Here is a 20,583-nt window from a genome sequence, read left to right as displayed (position 1 = left end):
CCATGAGTGCAGAAAATACAGACGTCACGCCGCAAGCGCTTCAAACCTACACGTTGCTGCAGATTGCTGCAGAAGCAATGTTTTCAGAAGAGCATGCGCGAACGGCCGCGGCTCCCGGGGCAGGAGCCACCAAGCTTGGAATGGTGGCCATAGGCGTACTGACCAAAGGCAACGACCACTCCAGCAAGATGACCACCGAGCAAGCGAAGCAATTTGCCGAAGAGTGGGAAGTCGTCTCTCACCAGCCCAATACCGCCACCGGGTTCAGCGCCACACTGTTCAAGTGGAAAGGCACCCAAGATGACCCGATACGGGGTTTGAAAGCAGGCCAATACGTCATTTCCTTCCGCTCCACGGAATTCATTGAAGACTATGCGCGGGACAACGTCGCAACGAACGATCTGGAGGTGAAGACACTGGGGTGGGCTGTTGGGCAAATCTCCGACATGAAGACCTGGTGGGATTCGGTCAAGACAGAAGTGGGCTCCAGTCGCCTTGATGTGACGGGCTACAGCCTTGGCGGCCACCTGGCGACGGCGTTTTATGAGATGAATTCGTCGAGCGTCGGGAAGGTCTATACCTTCAACGGTGCGGGCGTTGGGATATTGAAAAACGGAACCTCGCTGGCCACCGTGGTTCAAGACTTCCAGACCCGTAACCAGAAGGACGCCAATCGCGCGGTCTTCACGAATCCTGTTGCTCTGCAACTCTATGTGGAATTCCAGGACCGCTATGCCGCTGCTGGCAGGCCTTCTCTTGACGATCTCAAGAGGGATATCGCTCGTGTGTATGCCCTCGCGGGCCAGCCCATTGTCCCTCCGCCGGGCGAACGCGGCGAGTTTCGGCCAAGGCTCCCAACACAGTTTGCCCTGCTTGCAGATGCGTTGTCTCGCATCGAGGCGATTGAGCGGGCGGCGGAGTTCTCGCAGACGATCGGTGATGGCAAGGCCAGTCCGGCCGATATCAAGGACGCTGGCAATATTGCGGGGCTCCGCCTGGACTACCAAATTGCTGCGCTGCGGGCCAAGGATCAGATTGCCGGGGCTTTTGGCAGTTCCGTCAAGAGCACCGTACTGACTTATCTGTTTGGCACTGACGTGCGTACCGTGCGTTCCGATGGCTCCAGGCCGAGCTTCTACGACGTCTACGCTGCCAGCCCCCCCTCTGCCGTGGCGAACTCGCAGATTCACTACGGGAAAGCAACTCCCGTGTTTATTGAAGACCAGCCGCTTTACCGCGGTAAGGTCCTTGGCGACATCGGTTCGACGTTCTTCAAGAAGGGCGAGCTGCGCTTCCTGCATGATCGCTATGACCTCAACGACTTCGGTGACACCCACAGCATCGTGCTCATCGAAGACTCCTTGCGGGTGCAGAACACCCTGTTGGCTCTTGCAGCCAAGACGAGCCCGGGCACTTTGGAGGGACTGCTTCGCGCATCGTCCAATGCCAAGGCTACTGAGGCGTCAGGCACGCAAGGCAAGGCGGATGGCGACACCATGGAGCGGTTTACGGATGCCATGAACTGGCTGCTCCTTGGCACGAAATCGAAACTGTCGGACGGCAAGACCGAGAAGGATCGGTCTTTGCTGGAGGGCGGCACCTGGGCGGACATCGAGTCCCGGCAGAGATTGGAGACTGGCCTGGCGCCCCTGAAGTGCCTCGCCGACACGTTCAAGGGCACCTTGACGGCCAAGCTCAGCAGCCATGATATGAACGGCCGCCGTGACTTCAGCGCCTTCCTGAGCGCCTACATCCTGAGCCCGGTGGTCTTCGGCGGCCAGACGGCGGAAGCGGCGGCGGCGCTTGAAACGCACCTGGCTTCCAAGTGGTCGACGGTGTATGGCACATGGCTGGCTGACCGGAACCTGGCTGCGGCGAGCCGCGACAAGGGGCTGGAAACCTATACCGATACCTGGATCGCCAAGCGCAACGAGTTGACCGCAGCGGTTCTGATGAGGAACACCTTGAATGGGGATGGCCTGGTTCTGAATCAGCTGCCGCCCTCCGGTCGCAGCCTCGCCGCGAGCTATCGCGATGTCGAATCAGGTGTCTCTGTGGTGCTCGCAAAGGACAATGAGTCGGCTACCAGTCCCCTGCCGGAGATCGTTTTTGGCGACAGCAAGGCCGATACCTTGACCGGTGGCAGCCGCAACGATTACCTGTTCGGCGGCGATGGGAATGACACGATCACCGGCGGCGATGGGGCTGACTGGGTCGAGGGCAATGCCGGCAATGACAGCCTCAAGGGGGGCGATGGTGCCGACACGCTGCTGGGCGGAGCGGGTGATGACTGGTTGAGCGGTGGAGACAGCAGTGCTGACCGCCTGATGGGCGGGATCGGCTCGGATGTCTACGCGTTCACCGGCAAATGGGGCAACGACACCGTGATCGATGCCGATGGCGTGGGCAGTCTGCAAGTGGAAGGCTTCGAGGGAGGCCTTCCGGAAGGCAAGCTCGTCTATGGGAGCAAGAGCGTCTACTACAGTGCCGACAACAAGGTCAGGTATGTGGTCTGCCCGGGCTCTGATGGCACGCAGGCGCTGCTGGTCCTGGTCCGGGGAAGCGCCAGCGCCATCCGTATCGAAGACTGGTCCCCTTCCCGCAACTTCGGCATCACACTGGTTGACAGCACCACCGCTCCCCCCACCACCCGGCATGCTATCGGTGACGTTCAGAAGCTCACCGACAAGGACGGCAAGTTCCTGATCGGCGGGGATTTCGGCTATGTCACCGGTTCGTCCGTTGCCATGGCACAGGACGTCTTCAACGGCAACGGCGCCGCGGACGAACTGCTCGGGGGCCTCGGCAACGACGGCCTGGCGGGCCAGGCAGGCAACGATGTCATCGATGGCGGTGATGGCGACGACTTGGTCATTGGCGGACTGGGCGAGGACGCGCTGGCAGGGGGCAGTGGCAACGACGTCATCATCGGTGGTGAAGCTCGCTTCCTCTACTGGGCGGGCGCTCCCGGCGAGTACTTCACCACCTTGATCACGGCCAAGGAGGACCCGCAACTTGCCACCAAGATTGTTTCCGGCACGGCGGGAGGCCTGGCCCTTAAATCGGTCGGGTTCACCTGGGCCGTCGAACGCACCGACGCCGAACGATTCAGCGCCAGCACCGCGACCTTCAATGGCACGGTCGTGACCGGGAGCGCGGGCCTGTACACGAATGAGGGGCAGCTGATCGGCTTCCGCGCTGCCGATGGCGAGGCTGACGCCGGTGGCAATGTCATTGACGCCGGTGCAGGAAATGACGTGGTGATGGCGGGCGCCAGCGACGACGTGGTGGACGGCGGCGAAGGCGATGACGACTTGCTGGGCATGGGTGGTGCGGATGTCATGTCTGGGGGCAAGGGCAGCGACATCCTCTGGGGTGACGGCCTGGCCGTGGCCGGGCAGCTGGGCGCCACCGACAGCTATGGCGATGACACCCTGATGGGCGGCGAAGGCAATGATGCCGTCGTCGGCCAGGGGGGCAGCGACCAGCTCTTCGGCGGTGATGGCGACGACCAGCTCAATGGCGATGTGATCGTGGACCACGAGCATCAGGAGGTCTCGCTGACCCCGTCTTCGGCGCATGGCAACGACGTGCTCGATGGCGGTGCCGGCAATGACACCGTGACGGCTGATGGCGGCAACGACATCCTGCTGGGCGGTGAGGGCAACGACGTGATGCGCGGCGACGGCAAGGCCCAGACCGTGCCCGTGGGCATCCACGGCGAAGACTACCTGGATGGCGGCGAAGGGAACGACCAGCTGATCGGCGGCGGCAAGAACGACACGCTGCTGGGCGGTGAGGGCAGCGATTCCATGTGGGGCGACGACAGCGATGATGATGTCCCCGCGTCCGCCCATGGCAACGACTGGATGGATGGCGGCGCCGGCAACGACTTCCTCAAGGGCGGGGGTGGCAAGGACACCCTGCTCGGCGGCGAGGGTGACGACCAGCTGGAAGGTGACGACGAGCTGTCTGACCTGCCCGCAAGCGCCCATGACAAGGACTATCTGGACGGCGGTGCTGGAAAGGACAAGCTCTTCGGCTACGGCGGTGATGACGTGCTCTTCGGCGGCGCCGGCGACGACGCACTCTATGGCGGAGATGGCAACGACACCTTGACCGGTGGTGATGGCACCGACTATCTGGCCGGCGGCGCGGGCGATGACACCTATGTGTTCTCGGTGGCGGACCTGGCCATGACGCCGGAAGGCGTCAGCGAGGGCATCATCGACGACGAGGGGATCAACAAGGTGGTGATCACCGGTGGCGCTCCGAAGCAGGTCCAGGTCGTGAGCGGGAAGCTGGTGCTGAGCTTCGGGACGGGCCAGCAGCTGGTGGTCTCGAACGGTGCGGCCGGTGCCGTGTCGACCTATGAGATCGATGGCGCCAGCTACAGCTACGGATCCTTGCTCGCCGCCTTCCAGCCTACGGCCGGGACCTACACCAACAGCCATACCGGCACCACCACCGCCATCGGCAGCAGGGGCATCGACAGCCTCAACGGCTACGGCGGCAAGACGGTCTTCTTTGGTGGAGACGGCAGCGACGTCATGCAGGGCAGCGGCGGGCAGAACACCTATGTGATCGGCCTGGGCTCGGGCCAGAAACGCATCATCGACACCAGCAGCAAGGTCGACGCCGAGGGCAAGCGGCTGCTGAACCGGATCCGCTTCGAGGATGGCATCACGCCGAGCAACGTGCTGCTCACCAACGAAGGGGGATTGACCCTGTACGTCGGCTCGCCTGACCTGTCTGTGCAGATCGAAGGTGGCGACCTCGGCAATACGGCGGCTGCCACGCCCATCGACGAGTTCGAGTTCGCCGACGGGACGGTGCTGAGCTTCAGCCAGCTGCTGGCCAATGGGCTGGAGGCCATTGGCACCGACGGGGACGATCTCCAGGCCGGCACGGCCTTTGTCGACCGGTTCTATGCGACCACCGGCAAAGACACCCTGCGGGGCGGCGCTGGGTCCGATGTGTATGACTGGGGCCTGGGCGCGGGTGAAGACACCATCGAGGACAGTTCCACGGCGGCCGACGTCGACGAACTGCGCATCTTGACCGGGCTCTCTGCGAGCCAGCTGGCCCTGGGGCGCGTGGGTGACGACCTGCTCATCCGCGTGCGCGACGGGTCCGATTCCATCAAGGTGGTGAACCACTTCACGACGTCTGCGCTGGACCGGCTCACCTTTGCCGACGGCACGGTGTGGAACGGTGCGGAGATCGCGGCCCATGTCACGAACGAGCTGACGGATCTTTCCGATCTCTACAACGGCACGGCCGGCGACGACTTCGTCGATGCCAAGGGTGGCAATGACACGGTCAACGCCAAGCAGGGCAACGACCAGGTCAATGGCGGTGCCGGCAACGACACACTCAACGGCGAAGCGGGCAACGACCTGCTGATCGGGGGCACTGGCTCGGACTCTCTGGTCGGCGGCGATGGCAATGACACGCTGGACGGGCGAGGTGACGATGCTGCCGATGCGCTCGATGGGGGCGCTGGAGCCGATGTCTACTTGCTGGGTCGGGGCTCAGGAGCCGACACCCTCAGCGACACGGGCACCGACAGCGGCGTCGACGTGATTCGGCTGGATGCGGGCATCACCCATGCCGACGTCAAGTTCGACGTCACCGCTGCCGGCACACCGATGCGCCTGCGCATCATCGGCACGAACGACAGCATCGCCTTCGCGGCACCCTCGCTGAGCAGCGTCAACCGTGGCCTCGAGCGGATCGAGTTCGCCGACGGCACGGTCTGGAACCGCGAAGACTGGATGAGCCGCTACCTGCTGGCGCAGGCTACCCCTGGCAACGACACCATCACCGGCTTCTACACCCGGGACTCGCTCGCCGGCGGCGCGGGTGACGACTCTCTTTCCGGGATGGAGGGAGACGATTCCATTGACGGCGGAACTGGCGGGGATCGCCTGAACGGTGGCGATGGCAATGACACGCTGGATGGCGGCGAGGGTGGAGACACCTTGTGGGGCGGCGCGGGTGATGATCTTTTGCGCAACGGGGAGAACATGGAAGGGGGGAGCGGCAATGACCGCTACCAGCTGGAGGCTTCTGATTTCAACCGGCAGATCACCGAAGAGGCCGATGCCATCTCGTCGGCCGATGTGCTCGACATCTCCAGCTACGCGTCACTGGACAACGTCCAGTTCACCCGCTTGGGCAACATGCTGCAAGTCCAGACATCCAGCAAGCCTGCGAACATATCGATCACGGACTACTTCAACGGCAAGTCCATCGAGTCCATCGTGCTCTCGGGTGGCGTGACGCTGAGCTTTACCGATGTCGTCGCGCGTGATGCCCGCTATCAGTTCACCTCCAGAAGCGACTCCATTGTCGGCTTCGGCTGGAACGAGACGCTCGCGGGCGGCGCGGGCAACGACTCGATCGAAGGGCAGTCAGGGGCGGACTTGATCACCGGTGGCGTGGGGAACGATGCCCTGTACGGTGATGCCTATTTGCTGGGCGCCTCGGACGGCAATGACACGCTCGATGGAGGAGCCGGCTTCGATTACCTGCAGGGCGGTGGCGGCAACGACACCTACCTCTTCGGTAGAGGCTACGACGATGACCAGATCACCGACTTGGGTGGCACGGACCGCATCGTGCTTGGGGCGGGCATCCTTCCCTCAGACCTCAAGCTGGAGAAGAGCGGGGTGGATCTGGTGCTGGTCTTGACCGGCGGCGGCACGCTGCGCGTCAAGGGTGTCTACGATGCCTCCGGCCAACGCACGGCGCAAGCGGTCGAGGCGATCGAGTTTGCGAACGGGACGGTCTGGGACGCCAACGCCATTGCTGCTGCCACCGTGGTCGGTGTGGCCCCGGCGATTCTGTCTGGCACCAGCGGTAACGACAGCCTGACCGGTACGGGCGCCAATGACTCGCTGACCGGAGGCGTCGGCATGGATACGCTGACTGGCTTGGGAGGAAACGATACCTACTACGTCTCCAGCGGCACTTCGGGGCAGCCCAGCTTCAGCGATGACACGGTGGTGGAGCAGGCTGGCGGTGGGTACGACAGGGTGGTCGCCTCCAGCCACTACTACACCCTCCCCGACAATATTGAAGTGCTTGTCTGGTCACCGGTCACTTCCTGGTCTGGGTCCGGCGGAGCGCGCGTCCTGGGCAAGTTGACCGGCAACAGCCTCGACAACGAGATCAATGCGAATGACCCCAACTACGGGGGAGCCTGGATCGATGGCGGCGCGGGGGCTGACACCATGCGTGGGTCAAGCAGCTTCGCCGACGTGTTCGTCGTGGACAACGCCGGCGACGAGGTCGTCGACTTCGGTGGTGCCGCTGCCGGGCGGGATCTGGTGCGGTCCAGCATTTCCTACTCGCTGGCGGGGCAGGAGCAGGTCGAGGACCTGACGCTGACGGGCACCGACGCAATTGCTGGTACCGGCAACCAGCTCGCGAACGTCCTGGCCGCCAGCGTCAATACCGCGGCCAATGTGTTGGCCGGTGGTGCGGGCGATGACAGCTATGTCGTCGACTGGGTACAGGGCGACCAAGTGGTGGAGCTGGCGGATGGTGGCGTCGACACGGTCAAGGTCTTGAGTGCGTCGAACCAGTCCATCGTGCTTGGGACGGCCTTTTCGAATGTCGAGAATCTCAGCGTCGTGGGGACCAGCGTCACTGTGGTCGGCTCCGATGAGGCCAATGTGCTCTCGGGAGAGGGCGGCTACGTGAAGATCTTCGGTGGTGCTGGCGATGACGTCATTTCCTTGACGTCCTCGTACTCGACGACGGTCGATGGCGGCGCAGGCAATGACACCCTGCGTGGTATTCACCTGGGCACAATTCTGTTTGGCCGAGGATCTGGAAATGACATCTGGACGGCCGGACTCGGGTCGGGCAGCAAGATCCAGCTGAGCCCCGGGACCCAGCTCTCCGAAGTCACCGTGACGCGCAGCGGCAGGACCATGGTGTTGAGCCTGGGGCTGGGGGATTCGCTGAGGCTTGAAGACCTGTTCCCTGATGCGTCCAGCGTGGTTCCTGATGGACGCCTCCAGTCCGTGGTGCTGTCGACGGGAGAGGAGATCCCGACCGCGTTCTTCATCAACCGGATGGTCAATGGCAACCCGAGCCAGGGTACGGCATCGCCCGATGCCTTGGCTGGCACCGCGGGTGCCGATGTCTTGCTGGGCGGCGCGGGCAACGACACGATCTACGCCGACGATGGCAATGACTCCGTGGATGGCGGCGATGACGCCGACATCCTTCGCGGCGAAGCCGGCCATGACAGCCTGATCGGCGGAGCTGGTGCCGATACGCTGCTGGGTGGGGAAGGCGACGACACGCTGGCGGGCGGTTCGGGTGACGACACACTGCAGGGCGGCGAAGGAAACGATACCTATCGCTTCGGACGTGGCGACGGCGTCGACACCATCGAAGACTTGTTAGGTTCGGGCGGCCGGGTGCTGTTCACGGACCTGAACCTTGCAGACCTCGACTTCAAGGCCGACGGGGAGGACATTCTGGTCAAGGTCAAGGGGACCACGGATTCGCTCCGCATCAGCGCGCTGCTGATCGCTGACGCCAAGGTGGACGTGTTTGAGTTCGCGGATGGCACGATCCGAAGCGCGGCACAGATGCTGGCCATGGTGACCCGCATCGAGGGAACGGCCGGCAATGACACCTTGGTCGGCACGCGCCTGGGTGACCAGATGTTCGGTCTGGCGGGCAATGACTCCCTGGTGGGGGACTCCGGCAATGACATCCTCGACGGGGGCGTCGGCACCGACACGCTCAATGGCGGGTGGGGGGACGACACCTACTATGTGGACGTTTCCGGTGACGTGATCACTGAGGCCAATGGCTTCGGCACGGACACCGTCTATGCCTCGCTGACCTGGACCCTGGGATCCAACCTGGAGAACCTCGTCCTCACTGGGGGCAGCGCCCTCAACGGCACCGGCAATACCCTGCCGAACCGTCTGCAGGGCAATTCGGCCGCCAATACGCTCAATGGGGGTACTGGGGCCGATACCCTGCTGGGTGCCGGGGGCGATGACATCTATGTCGTCGACAACATGGACGACACAGTGGTCGAAGTTGCTGGCGAAGGCCTGGACACGGTGCAGAGCAGCGTGAACTATGCGTTGCCCGCTTACGTCGAAAAGCTGACATTGACTGGGTCCGGAGCTATCACCGGTACCGGCAATGAAATGGACAACTCGATCACGGGCAACAGCGGCAACAACACGCTGACTGGCGGTGCGGGCGCTGACACGCTGACGGGCGGCGCCGGGAGTGACACGCTGATCGGCGGCGCGGGCGATGACTTCTATGTGCTGGACTTGGTCACCGATGTCGTGAAGGAACTGGAGAACGAAGGCGTGGACTCGGTGCAGGTCGGCGTGACCTACACCCTCAGCACCAATGTCGAGAACCTGACGCTGACAGGGTCGACCGCCGCCAGTGGTACCGGCAATGGGCTGGCCAACAGCCTCACGGGCAACGGTGCGGCCAATACCCTGACCGGCGGTGCCGGCAACGACACGCTGACCGGCGGGGCAGGCAATGACACATTGGTGGGTGGCACCGGCGACGATTTGTACGTGTTGGATGTGCTGGGCGACGTCGTGACCGAGCAGTCAGGCGAGGGCATCGACACGGTGAAGATTGGCGTGACCTACACGCTGGGCCTCAATGTCGAGAATCTGATGCTGACCGGAACGGCGGCGGTCAATGGAATCGGTAACACGCTGGACAACGTCCTGACCGGCAATGCCGGGGCCAACAGCCTGACGGGCGCAGGGGGGGCGGACACCCTCGACGGAGGCGCCGGCAGTGACATTCTGATGGGGGGTGCCGGGGCGGATACCTACCGCTTCGGCATTGGCTACGGCTTGGATACCATCCAGGAGAACGACAGCACCTCAGGCGTCAAGGACATCGTGGCCTTTGCCAGCGGCCTTGCAAAGGCGGACGCCCAGTTCACCCGCAGTGGCAACGACCTGATCGTCAGCATCCGCAATACGACAGACAAGCTGACGGTCACGGGCTGGTACCTGGGTGGGCAGTACCAGGTCGAGGAGTTCCGTTTTGCCGATGGTTCGGTTGTGACGGCTTCGCAAGCCCAGGGCCTGGTGAGTGCCATGGCCGCATTTGGCGGCGGCAGCTGGGCTGCCATGCCAAACGCTGACATCGGCTCCTTGCGCCGTGACAACATGATGCTGGATATGCTGTCAATGCCCGGGATCTGAGACGCTCGCCGGAACACCAGGAGCGGCGCAATACCGCGCCTCCTGGTCCGTCGCTTTCGCAGGGGGGAGTTGCTGGGGCAACTTTGGCGCCGCTGACTGCCCCACCAGCACGTGGTTTCCTGCGAGGGTGTTGCCCTGGCAACTGTTTCACTGCCGCAAGGCCCCGCCCGTGCTACTGGCGGGGCCTTGCTTCGTCGTTGGAGCCTGGTGCAGTGAACCAAAGTCCTGGTGGAGGCATTTGCGGCCGCCCTGACCGTCATCAAGCGTCACGGAACTGTCACAGTTCGTGCGCTACTCGCCATTACACTTCCGCCTTTGCCGCGTTCACATGACGCGGTGATGACCATTTCTTTAAATCTCACCCCGATTGACTCACTGTGGACGGAGGCCGGCTCACCCGCCAGCCTCATCTGCCAGGAGAACCCATGCTGTTTGGCAAGCTGCTGCCCAAAGAGGGCAATTTTTTTGAGCTCTTCAACGAGCACGGCGCCCAGATCACCGAAGGCGCCCGGGCCTTCATGGCCATGTGCCAGAACTACAGCGACATCACGCTGCGCGAGAAGTACGCTGCCGAGGTGGATGCCCGCGAGCACCACGCCGACCGCGTCACCGCCGAGGTGAACCGCCTGCTGCATCGCACCTTCATCACCCCGATCGACCGCGAGCAGATCCACAGCCTGATCAACGCCATGGACGACATCCTGGACCTGCTCCAGGACTCCAGCGAGACCATGCAGCTCTACGACGTGCGCTCCATCCCCGAGGATGTGCTGCGCCTGGCCGAGCTGTCCGCCAAGTGCTGCGAGCGCGTGCAGCATGCCGTGACCCTGCTGCCCAAGCTGAGCCAGCCTCAGACGGCCGAAGCCGCCATCAAGACCTGCGAAGAGATCGACAAGCTCGAGTCCGACGCCGACCGCGTGATGCGCTCCGCCATGTCCCGCCTGTTCCGCGAGCAGGAAGACGTGCGCGAGCTGATCAAGCTCAAGGCCATCTACGAGCAGCTGGAGTCCATCTCCGACCGCTGCGAGGACGTCGCCAACCTGATCGAGGGCATCGTCCTCGAGAACTCCTGACGCGCCTCGATTCATGGAAAGCATCAACGTTGCGTTCTGGGTCGTGGTGCTGCTGGTCGTGCTGGCAGTGCTGTTCGACTTCATGAACGGTTTTCATGACGCTGCGAACTCGATCGCCACGGTGGTCTCCACCGGTGTGCTGAAGCCGCAGCAGGCTGTGCTGTTCGCCGCGTTCTTCAACGTCATCGCCATCGCCTTCTTCCAGCTCAATGTGGCCGCCACCATCGGCAAGGGCATCGTCGAGCCGGGCATCGTGGACCACCACATCGTCTTCGGTGCGCTGATCGGGGCCATCACCTGGAACCTGATCACCTGGTACTACGGCATTCCCTCGAGCTCCTCGCATGCGCTGATCGGCGGCATCGTCGGCGCGGTGATCGCCAAGGTCGGGGTGCAGGGTCTGGTGGCCAAGAAGATCGGCATCACGGTGCTGTTCATCTTCGTGTCGCCGGTGCTGGGCTTTGTGCTCGGTTCGCTGCTGATGGTGGCGGTGGCCTGGCTGTTCCGCCGCTCCTCACCGCTGCGCGTGGACAACTGGTTCCGTCGCCTGCAGCTGGTCTCCGCGGGCCTCTACAGCCTGGGCCATGGCGGCAATGACGCGCAGAAGACCATCGGCATCATCTGGATGCTGCTGATGGCGGCGGGCTATGCCGAGGCGGGAGCCAAGCTGCCGCCGACCTGGGTGATCTGGGTCTGCTACCTGGCCATCGGTGCCGGCACCATGTTCGGTGGCTGGCGCATCGTGCAGACCATGGGACAGAAGATCACCAAGCTCAAGCCAGTCGGCGGCTTCTGTGCCGAGACGGGCGGCGCGCTGACCCTGTTCCTGGCCACCGCGCTGGGCGTGCCGGTCTCGACCACGCACACCATCACCGGTGCGATCGTGGGTGTGGGTTCCACGCAGCGGGCCTCGGCCGTGCGCTGGGGTGTCGCGGGCAACATCGTCTGGGCGTGGATCTTCACCATCCCGGCGTCGGCCTTCGTGGCGGGTGTCTGCTACTGGGTCAGCTTCCAGCTGTTCTGAGCCTCGCACCTCGGAAGCACCAAGACAAAGGCCCGGCTGCCAGTGCAGTCGGGCCTTTGCATTGGCGGGGCCAGCGCGCGCCGCTTACTGGCTCAGCTCCTTGGCGGCTTCCGCTTGGCTCTCGAAGTAGCGCTGGGCCGAGAAGGCGATGGTGGTCATCAGGCAGGCGCCGCCCACCATGAGGCAGGCCACCACGCCGATGATGGCGCCCCAGCCGCTGGCGCGGCCGCTGCGCCCGCCGTTGTGGGCCTGGTTCCAGCGCTCGTCCGGCGTCAGCCCCCAGACGATGCCCTGCAGCATGGCGATGGACAGCATCAGGCCCAGCAGGGGCATCAGCACCCAGGCCAGGCGGTCGTCCTGGCCCAGCACGTCCATGCGGTGAATGCCGTAGAGCCCGGCCAGGCTGGGCCAGGGGAAGAGCCAGGCCAGCTTGTCCTTGAAGCCGTGGACGTAGAGCCGGTGCAGGCCGAAGGCGCCCAGGCCCAGGGCCAGCCAGGTGGCGAGGGTCTTGGAACGGTAGGCGAGGGCAGGGGTGGCGGCCTGGCTCATGCGCCCTCCGCCGGCAGGGTGTCGCCGTGGCCGAGCTGGCGCTGCATCAGCACCACGTCCAGCCAGCGGCCGAACTTCCAGCCCGAGGACTTGAGCAGGCCCGTGGGCTCGAAGCCCAGGGCGCGGTGCACGCCCACGGAGCCGTGGTTCTGGGAGTCGCCGATCACGGCCAGCATCTGCCGCGCGCCCGCCCGCTCGCAGCGGGCGATGAGCTCCGCCAGCAGCAGGCGGCCCACGCCCTGGCCCTGGGCCGCCGGCGCCAGGTAGATCGAGTCCTCCACGCAGAAGCGGTAGGCCATGCGGGGCCGGAAGTAGTTGGCATAGGCATAGCCCAGGACCTGCTCGCCGCGCACGGCCACCAGGTAGGGCAGGCCGCGGGACAGCACCTCGGCGCGGCGTCGGCTCATCTCGGCCACGTCGGGCACGTCCGTTTCGAAGGTGCCGGTGCCGTGCAGCACGGCATGCTCATAGATGGCCTGGATGGCGGGCAGATCGGCGTCCTGGCTGGGGCGGATCAGCAGCGGAAGGGCTTGGGACATGGGGGAGGACCGAGGGCAGGAGGGGTGAAAATGGCGGAAAACAGGAGCGCCAGAGATTCTCTGCAGCGACTTGCTATCGCAATTGGATTTGCGAGTTTATAATGCCAGGTTTTGGTGCCGGTCGCGGGAGACTCGCGGCGTATCTACGGTACCAACAACCGGTGCACCCCGGAAGCCTGGAGATGGCGCACGGGGTGTCCAATGGTCTGCTTGCCCTGAGTGTCTCCTGGTGCGGTAGAACGCTTCAACTCAAAGGACTCATCATGGTCGTGATTCGACTCGCACGCGGCGGCTCTAAGAAGCGCCCCTTCTACAACATCGTCGTCGCCAACAGCCAGGAGCGTCGTGACGGCCGCTTCATCGAGCGCGTGGGCTTCTACAACCCCGTGGCTTCCGGCGCTGCCGAAAGCCTGCGCGTGGCTCAGGACCGCGTGGCCTACTGGACCGGCGTCGGCGCTCAGCTGTCGACCACCGTGGCCCGTCTGGTCGACCAGGCCAAGAAGGCTGCCTGAGCATCCGCTCAGCTGATATCGAGCCTTGCGCGTGACTGCCCCCGAGACCCGTTCCCCCGCTGACGCTGCCGAGGCAGCCTGGCCGGATGACGCCATCGAGGTCGCGCGCATTGCCGACGCCTGGGGCATCAAGGGCTGGTTCAAGGTCCATGCCCATTCCACGGATCCCCAGGCGATCTTTGCGACCCGGCGCTGGTTCCTGAAACCCGCCGAGACTGCCATTCCTGGCATGGCCGCAGGCAAGGGCACCGTGCCCAAGCTGCTCAAGATTCTTTCCCTGCGTGAGCATGGCGACGGCCTGGTGGCCAGCGCCGAGGGTGTGTCGGACCGCAATGGGGCCGAGGCCCTGCGCGGCGCCCGCGTCTTCGTCTCCCGCACGCATTTCCCCAAGGCCGACCCGGACGAGTTCTACTGGGTGGACCTGGTGGGCCTCACGGTCGTGAACCGCCAGGGCGAGACCCTGGGCGAGGTCATCGGCCTGCTCGACACCGGCCCGCATGCCGTGCTGCGCATCCAGCCCGCCGGGCTGACGGCTCCGGTCAAGCCGGAGCAGGAGCGCCTGATCCCCTTCGTGTCCGCCTTTGTCGACGATGTGAGCCTGCAAGAGCGCCGCATCTCGGTGGATTGGGGTCTGGACTTCTGAGTCCTGCCTTGCCGTGGCGCCTGCCGCATGCGCTTCGACCTCATCACCCTGTTTCCTGAGCTCTTCGCCCCGCATCTGTCGGTGGGCGTGACGCGCCGTGCCTTCGAGAGCCGGCAGGTCGACGTGCAGCTCTGGCAGCTGCGCGACTACGCCGAAGACAACTACCGCCGTGTCGACGACCGCCCCTACGGTGGCGGTCCGGGCATGGTCATGCTGGTCGAGCCGCTGGAGCGCGCGCTGGCCGCCGTGCTGGCGGCCCGCCAGGCCAGTGGTGCCGATGCCGGCGCTGCGCCGCAGATCATCCATTTCAGCCCCACCGGCCGCCGCATGGACCAGGCTCTGGTGCAGGAGCTGGCCCAGGGGCCCGGCGCCGTGCTGCTGTGCGGCCGTTACGAGGGCATGGACCAGCGCTTCCTGGACCGCCATGTCACCCTGGAGGTGAGCCTGGGCGATTTCGTCCTGAGCGGCGGCGAGCTGCCGGCCCTGGCCCTGCTGGATGCTGTCGCGCGGCTGCAGCCCGGCGTGCTCAATGACGCTGCCTCTCATGAGCAGGACAGCTTCTCCGACGGCCTGCTGGACTGCCCCCACTACAGCCGCCCCGAGGTGCTGGAAGGCCTGCCTGGCCAGATCGAGCCGCTGCCGGTGCCGGCGGTGCTGATGTCTGGTCACCATGCCCAGATCGCGCGCTGGCGCCGCGAGCAGTCGCTGGCGCTGACCTGGCGCCGCCGCCCCGAGCTGATCGAGGCCGCCCGTGCCGCCGGCAAGCTCAGCAAGAAGGACGAAGCCTTCCTCAAGTCCTTGATTGGCTGAGACTTTTTCGGCTACAATCGAGGGCTTTTCGCGATCCTCTATCGGGCGGAGCCCAGGTTCAGGTCAGTGTTTCTGACCTTCAGCCAGCTCCAGGAATGCAGGCCAGTTCGGGCCGGTTCCAGTCAATTTCAGGTGCGCCGGTAAGATCGTCAGGAGATCGATGTGAATCTGATCCAAACCCTTGAGCAAGAAGAAATTGCTCGCCTGAACAAGACCATCCCCGCTTTCGCCCCCGGCGACACGGTGATCGTCAGCGTGAACGTGGTCGAAGGTACCCGCAAGCGCGTGCAGGCCTATGAAGGTGTCGTGATTGCCAAGCGCAACCGCGGCCTGAACTCCAGCTTCATCGTCCGCAAGATTTCGAGCGGCGAAGGCGTGGAGCGTACCTTCCAGCTGTACAGCCCGCTGATTTCGTCCATCGAAGTCAAGCGTCGTGGCGATGTGCGCCGCGCCAAGCTGTACTACCTGCGTCAGCGTTCGGGCAAGTCCGCTCGAATCAAGGAAAAGCTGGCCTGATGGCCGGTCGTGGGGCGGCCTTTGGGCCCACCCTCGAAAGCCGCCCGGGTCGCAAGGCCCAGGCGGCTTTTTTCATGGGCCTGCATGGTTCGTGCCGGGCGAAGTCCGTCACCGCCCTTGGCGACGCGGCGCTTGTCGCGGAAGGCGCCATTTCGGGTATGCTGCGGCAAACGTTTGCCCCAGTGCAGTTTTGCGAGCGTTCAGCCCCCTTGCGGAATCACCGGCTGCCTGCCTCTTCCTTCCTGCCGAGACCTGCCTCACCGTGAGCACGATCAAAGACGTTGCCGCCCTTGCCGGCGTGTCCTTCACCACCGTCTCCCATGTCCTGAACGAAACGCGCCCGGTCAGCGCCGAGGCGCGGCGGCGCGTGCTGGCGGCGGTGGAGGAGATCGGCTACCTGCCCAGCGCGGTGGCCCGCTCCCTGCGCAAGAGCGAGACCCGCATCATCGGCGTGCTGGTGCCCAATGTGCAGAACCCCTTCTTCGCGGAGCTGGTCTGCGGCGTCGAGGAGACCTGCCGCCTGGCCGGCTACTCTGTCTTCCTCTGCAATTCCGACAACGACCCCAAGCGCCAGCAGCAGTACATGCGCACCCTGCTGGAGAAGCGCATCGACGGCCTGCTGCTGAGTTCCGCGGGCGATGACGAAGCACTGGCCCAGATCTTCCAGATGGCCCGCGTGCCCTCGGTCACGGTGGACCGCCTGGTGCCGGGCGCCCGGGCCGACCGGGTGAGCGTCAACAACCGCGAGGGCGCGGCCGCCGCGGTGCGCCACCTGCTGGAGCTGGGTCACCGCGCCATCGGCTGCATCAGCGGCCCGGTGGAGTTCGAGGTGGCGCAGGAGCGCATTGCCGGCTGGCGCGAGACCCTGCAGGCCGCCGGCATCGAGCCGCAGGCGCACTGGCTGGTCCACAGCGACTTCAGCTCGCACGGCGGCTACGAGGCCGGCAAGCGCCTGCTGGAGACGGCGCCCGAGCTGAGCGCCGTCTTCGCCAGCAATGACCTGATGGCCCTGGGCCTCATGCGGGCCGCGGCCGAGGCGGCGCGCCCGGTACCGGCCAGCCTGTCGGTGGTCGGCTTCGATGACATCGAGCTCTCGGCCTATGCCTATCCCTCGCTGACCACCGTGGGCTGCTCCATCAAGGAACTGGGCCGCGAGGCCGGGCGGGCCCTGCTGGCGCGCATCGAGCAACCGCAGGCCGGCCTGCGCGAGGTGCTGATGAAGCCGCAGCTGGTGCGGCGCGAGAGCACCGCCGCGCCGGCTGCCAAGAGCCTGGCCGCCAAGACCGCCAAGGCAGGAAAGGCAGGAAAGAGCGCATGAGCTCCGCGCGTGTCGTCGTCGTCGGCAGCATCAACATGGACATGGTGGCCCATGCGCGCCGCCTGCCGCGTCCGGGCGAGACCCTGCCGGGCGAGGACTTCCAGATGACGCCCGGAGGCAAGGGCGCCAACCAGGCCGTGGCCGCGGCCCGGCTCGGGGCCTCGGTGAGCTTCGTCTCCCGCGTGGGCACCCGCGTGCATGGCCGCGCGCTGATCGCGGCCCTGCGCGCCGAGGGCGTGGACACCACGCATGTGGTCGAGGATGAATCGGCGCTGCCTGGCATCGCCGTCATCATGGTGGGCCGCGAGGGCGGCGAGAACAGCATCATCTACGTGCCCGGCAGCAATGCGCAGCTGGCGGCGGCCGATGTGCAGCGCGCCGCTGCACCGCTGCAGCAGGCGCGGGTGCTGGTGGCGCAGCTGGAGGTGCCGCAGCCGGCCATTCTCGAGGCCTTCCGTCTGGCACGCGCCCAGGGCGTGCGGACCATCCTCAATGCCGCGCCGGCCCTGGCGGTCGACCCGGCCCTGCTGGCCCTGACCGACTGCCTGGTGCTCAACGAGACCGAGGCTGCCCAACTGGCCGGGCTGCCCGATGCCGTGCAATCCGCCGAGGCCGTGGCACGCGCCGCGGCCAACGCGCTGCAGGCCCAGGGCCTGCCGCGCCTGCTGATCACCCTGGGTGCGCAAGGCGTGCTGGTGGCTGACGAAGCCGGCCAGCGCCTGCTGCCGGCCCGGCGCGTGCAGGCCGTGGACACCGTCGGCGCCGGCGACACCTTCGTGGGCGGCGTCGCCACCGCCTGGGCCGAGGGGCAGTCGCTGGACGAGGCCGTGCGCCTGGGCCAGGCCGCCGCCGCCCTGGCCGTGAGCCGGGTGGGCGTGCAGGGCGCCATGCCCCGGCGCGAGGAACTGGGCCCCGATTTCGCGGCCCGTAGCGCCTGAGGTCCGCATGAGCCAAGCCCTGCCGCCCCGGCCCGTGATCTTCGACACGGACCCGGGCATCGACGACGCCATGGCCCTGTGGATGCTGGCCCGCCACCCGGGTCTGGACCTGCGCGCCATCACCACCGTGCACGGCAATGCGCCGGTGGGCACCACCACGCGCAACGCCCTGGCCCTGGTCGATTTCTTCGGCCTGGACGTGCCGGTGGCTGCAGGCGCGGACGACGCCCTGCTGCCGCGCACCGAGCGCTTCTTCCCCACCCAGGTCCACCACGAGGACGGCCTGGGCGGCGGGGCGCCTCTGCTGCCGGCCACCCGGCGCCAGCCGGACCCGCGCCCCGCCTGGCAGCTGATCTGCGACGAGATCAACGCCGCGCCCGGCGAGATCACCCTCGTGGCCGTGGCCCCGCTAACGAACCTGGCCCTGGCACTGCGCCACGATCCCGGCATCGCCCGCAAGGTGCGCGAAGTCGTGCTGATGGGCGGCGCCTTCGGCCTGCATGGCCATGGCGGCAATGTGACGCCGGTGGCCGAGGCCAACATCATCAACGACCCCGAGGCCGCCGACCTCGTCTTCACCGCGTCCTGGCCCGTGGTCACGGTGGGGCTGGACGTCACCCAGCAGGTGGTGATGCCCGAGGCCCTGCTGCAGTCCCTGCAGGGCCGCAGGGGGCCCGTGGGCGATTTCTTCTGGCAGATCACCCGCCACTACCAGCGCTACTACGATGGCCGCGACGCCATCGGCGGCCTCTACGCCCACGATGCCAGCGCCGTCGTCTACTGCGTGGCGCCCGAGGCCTTCCAGCTGCGCCGCGGTCCCGTCCGTGTGGCCCTGGAGGGCATTGCGCGCGGCCAGACCATCCAGGACCATCTGGGCCTGCACGAGGACAGCCCCGCCTCGCCGTGGCGCGGCTGCCCGGACCAGCAGGTCTGCGTCGGCGTGGACGCCCAGCGCGTGCGCGACGAATTCATGCAACTGTTCGACGATTCATCCCAGGCCGCATCCCCGGCCGTCTCCGGAGACTCCCAATGAGCCACACCACTGTCCTCAAGGCCCGCTGGATCCTGCCCATGACCCCGGGCTGCCAGGTGCTGGAGCAGCACGCCCTCGTGATCCAGGGCGAGCGCATCGCCGCCGTGCTGCCGCAGGCCCAGGCCGCGATCGCCTACCCGGACGCCGAGCAGGTGGACCTGGGCCAGCACGTGCTGATCCCCGGCCTGATCAATGCGCACACGCACAGCGCCATGTCCCTGCTGCGCGGCGTGGCCGACGACCGCGCCCTGATGGACTGGCTGCAGAACCACATCTGGCCGCTGGAGAAGCAGTGGGTCAGCGACGACTGGGTCTACCAGGGCTCGCTGCTGTCGGCCGCCGAGGCTCTGCGCGGTGGCGTGACCTACCTGAACGACATGTACTTCTTCCCCAAGGCCATGGCCCGGGCGGCGCTGGACTCCGGCATCCGTGCCGGCGTCTCCATCAATGTGATCGACTTCCCCACCGGCTACGGCTCGGGACCGGACGACTACATCGCCAAGGGCCTGGAGGCCTATGAGCAGTACAAGGGCGAGGCCCTGCTGGACTGGACCAGCGCGCCGCACGCGCCCTACACGGTGTCGGACGAGACCTTCGTCAAGCTGCGCCAGCTCTCTGAGCAGCACGGCCTGCAGATGCACTGCCACATCCACGAGACCCAGGACGAGATCGAGGGCAGCCTCAAGCAGTACGGCGTGCGCCCTCTGGAACGTCTGCACAAGCTGGGCCTGCTCAACGAGCGCATGATCGCCGTGCACATGGTCCACCTCGATGAGGCCGAGATCGAGCTGATCGCCAGGCAGGGCACGCATCTGGTCCACAACCCCAGCTCCAACCTGAAGCTGGCCTCGGGCGTCGCGCCGGTGAAGGCCCTGGAGGCCGCGGGCGTCAACACCGTGCTGGGCACCGACGGCGCCGCCTCCAACAACCGCCAGGACATGTTCGCGGAGATCCGCGCCGCGGCCCTGCTGGCCAAGGGCATCACGGGCGATCCGCTGACTGTCTCGGCCCGCACGGCGCTGGAGATGGCCACCATCCGCGCCGCCAAGGCCATGGGCCGCGAGGCCGACCTCGGCTCGCTGGAAGTCGGCAAGCTGGCCGATGTGGTGGCCGTGTCGCTCGACGCGCTGGAGTGCCGCCCGGTCTACCACGCCGATGCCCAGCTGGTCTATGTGGCCGGCCGCGAGCACGTGTCCGACGTCTGGGTCAATGGCCGCCGCGTGCTGCAGCAGCGCCAGCTCACCACCATCGACGTGCCGGCCCTGCTGGACCGCAGCGAGGCCATCGTCACGCAGATGAAGGCCGGTCGCTGAGCGCAGGCTGGAACCCTGCAAGACAAAGGCCCCGGTGCTCCAGCAATGGAGCCCGGGGCCTCGTGCTTTCAGGCGCGGTTCAGGAC

Annotated in this window: 13 protein-coding genes; 11 read left to right on the top strand and 2 right to left on the bottom strand. The window is 65.9% G+C overall.

What is annotated here, in order from left to right; all coding sequences use genetic code 11:
* The first annotated feature begins 2 nt into the window (after window positions 1–2).
* The 3 genes from ABDJ40_RS07315 to ABDJ40_RS07305 all read left to right on the top strand — a co-directional run bounded on the left by ABDJ40_RS07315 (window position 3) and on the right by ABDJ40_RS07305 (window position 12,326).
* Entirely contained in the window at window positions 3–10,229 is a 10,227-nt protein-coding gene (locus ABDJ40_RS07315; RefSeq protein ID WP_347608174.1) for a calcium-binding protein, read from the top strand.
* 425 nt (window positions 10,230–10,654) lie between these two features.
* Entirely contained in the window at window positions 10,655–11,302 is a 648-nt protein-coding gene (locus ABDJ40_RS07310; RefSeq protein WP_347608171.1) for a DUF47 domain-containing protein, read from the top strand.
* Window positions 11,303–11,315: 13 nt separating this feature from the next.
* Entirely contained in the window at window positions 11,316–12,326 is a 1,011-nt protein-coding gene (locus tag ABDJ40_RS07305; RefSeq protein ID WP_269633961.1) for an inorganic phosphate transporter, read from the top strand.
* Between the two features lie 84 nt (window positions 12,327–12,410).
* Here ABDJ40_RS07305 and ABDJ40_RS07300 read toward each other — a convergent pair whose 3' ends face one another.
* Both ABDJ40_RS07300 and ABDJ40_RS07295 read right to left on the bottom strand, forming a co-directional pair.
* Window positions 12,411–12,875 carry a hypothetical protein gene (locus tag ABDJ40_RS07300; protein WP_347608168.1) on the bottom strand — a complete coding sequence of 155 codons (465 nt, stop codon included), beginning with the start codon at window positions 12,873–12,875 and terminating at the stop codon, window positions 12,411–12,413.
* Window positions 12,872–13,414, bottom strand: a complete 543-nt coding sequence (locus ABDJ40_RS07295; RefSeq protein ID WP_347608165.1) for a GNAT family N-acetyltransferase — start codon at window positions 13,412–13,414, stop codon at window positions 12,872–12,874. The genes ABDJ40_RS07300 and ABDJ40_RS07295 overlap by 4 nt, the downstream gene beginning before the upstream one ends.
* Window positions 13,415–13,677: 263 nt before the next feature.
* On the opposite strand from ABDJ40_RS07295, the gene rpsP reads away from it, so the two are divergent.
* The 8 genes from rpsP (at window position 13,678) to ABDJ40_RS07255 (ending at window position 20,497) form a co-directional block, all read left to right on the top strand.
* On the top strand, window positions 13,678–13,926 hold the full coding sequence (gene rpsP / locus ABDJ40_RS07290) for a 30S ribosomal protein S16 (protein ID WP_269633958.1): 249 nt from the start codon (window positions 13,678–13,680) through the stop codon (window positions 13,924–13,926).
* Window positions 13,927–13,957: 31 nt separating this feature from the next.
* The gene (gene rimM, locus ABDJ40_RS07285; RefSeq protein ID WP_347608162.1) at window positions 13,958–14,569 is read left to right on the top strand and encodes a ribosome maturation factor RimM; all 612 of its coding nucleotides are present in this window, start codon (window positions 13,958–13,960) and stop codon (window positions 14,567–14,569) included.
* Between the two features lie 27 nt (window positions 14,570–14,596).
* Window positions 14,597–15,379 carry a tRNA (guanosine(37)-N1)-methyltransferase TrmD gene (gene trmD, locus ABDJ40_RS07280; protein ID WP_347608159.1) on the top strand — a complete coding sequence of 261 codons (783 nt, stop codon included), beginning with the start codon at window positions 14,597–14,599 and terminating at the stop codon, window positions 15,377–15,379.
* A 162-nt stretch (window positions 15,380–15,541) separates the two neighbouring features.
* Window positions 15,542–15,895 carry a 50S ribosomal protein L19 gene (gene rplS, locus ABDJ40_RS07275; RefSeq protein WP_183104516.1) on the top strand — a complete coding sequence of 118 codons (354 nt, stop codon included), beginning with the start codon at window positions 15,542–15,544 and terminating at the stop codon, window positions 15,893–15,895.
* A gap of 262 nt (window positions 15,896–16,157) precedes the next feature.
* Window positions 16,158–17,213 (top strand): LacI family DNA-binding transcriptional regulator, encoded by a 1,056-nt coding sequence (locus ABDJ40_RS07270; RefSeq protein ID WP_347608155.1) that lies wholly within the window; start codon window positions 16,158–16,160, stop codon window positions 17,211–17,213.
* A complete protein-coding gene (gene rbsK / locus ABDJ40_RS07265; RefSeq protein ID WP_347608152.1) occupies window positions 17,210–18,151 on the top strand; it encodes a ribokinase in 942 nt (313 codons plus the stop codon). Before ABDJ40_RS07270 ends, rbsK begins: the two co-directional genes overlap by 4 nt.
* A 7-nt stretch (window positions 18,152–18,158) precedes the next feature.
* Complete coding sequence (locus ABDJ40_RS07260) at window positions 18,159–19,184, top strand: nucleoside hydrolase (RefSeq protein ID WP_347608150.1); 1,026 nt, start codon at window positions 18,159–18,161, stop codon at window positions 19,182–19,184.
* Window positions 19,181–20,497, top strand: a complete 1,317-nt coding sequence (locus ABDJ40_RS07255; protein WP_347608147.1) for a TRZ/ATZ family hydrolase — start codon at window positions 19,181–19,183, stop codon at window positions 20,495–20,497. The genes ABDJ40_RS07260 and ABDJ40_RS07255 overlap by 4 nt, the downstream gene beginning before the upstream one ends.
* The last annotated feature ends 86 nt before the right edge of the window (window positions 20,498–20,583 follow it).

Origin of the sequence: Roseateles flavus, from assembly GCF_039872765.1 — a bacterium.
In the GTDB taxonomy this organism is placed as follows: Bacteria; Pseudomonadota; Gammaproteobacteria; order Burkholderiales; family Burkholderiaceae_C; genus Roseateles_B; species Roseateles_B flavus.
The sequence above is the reverse complement of the archived record's forward strand: the minus strand, read 5'-3'. Positions and strand labels throughout refer to the sequence as shown.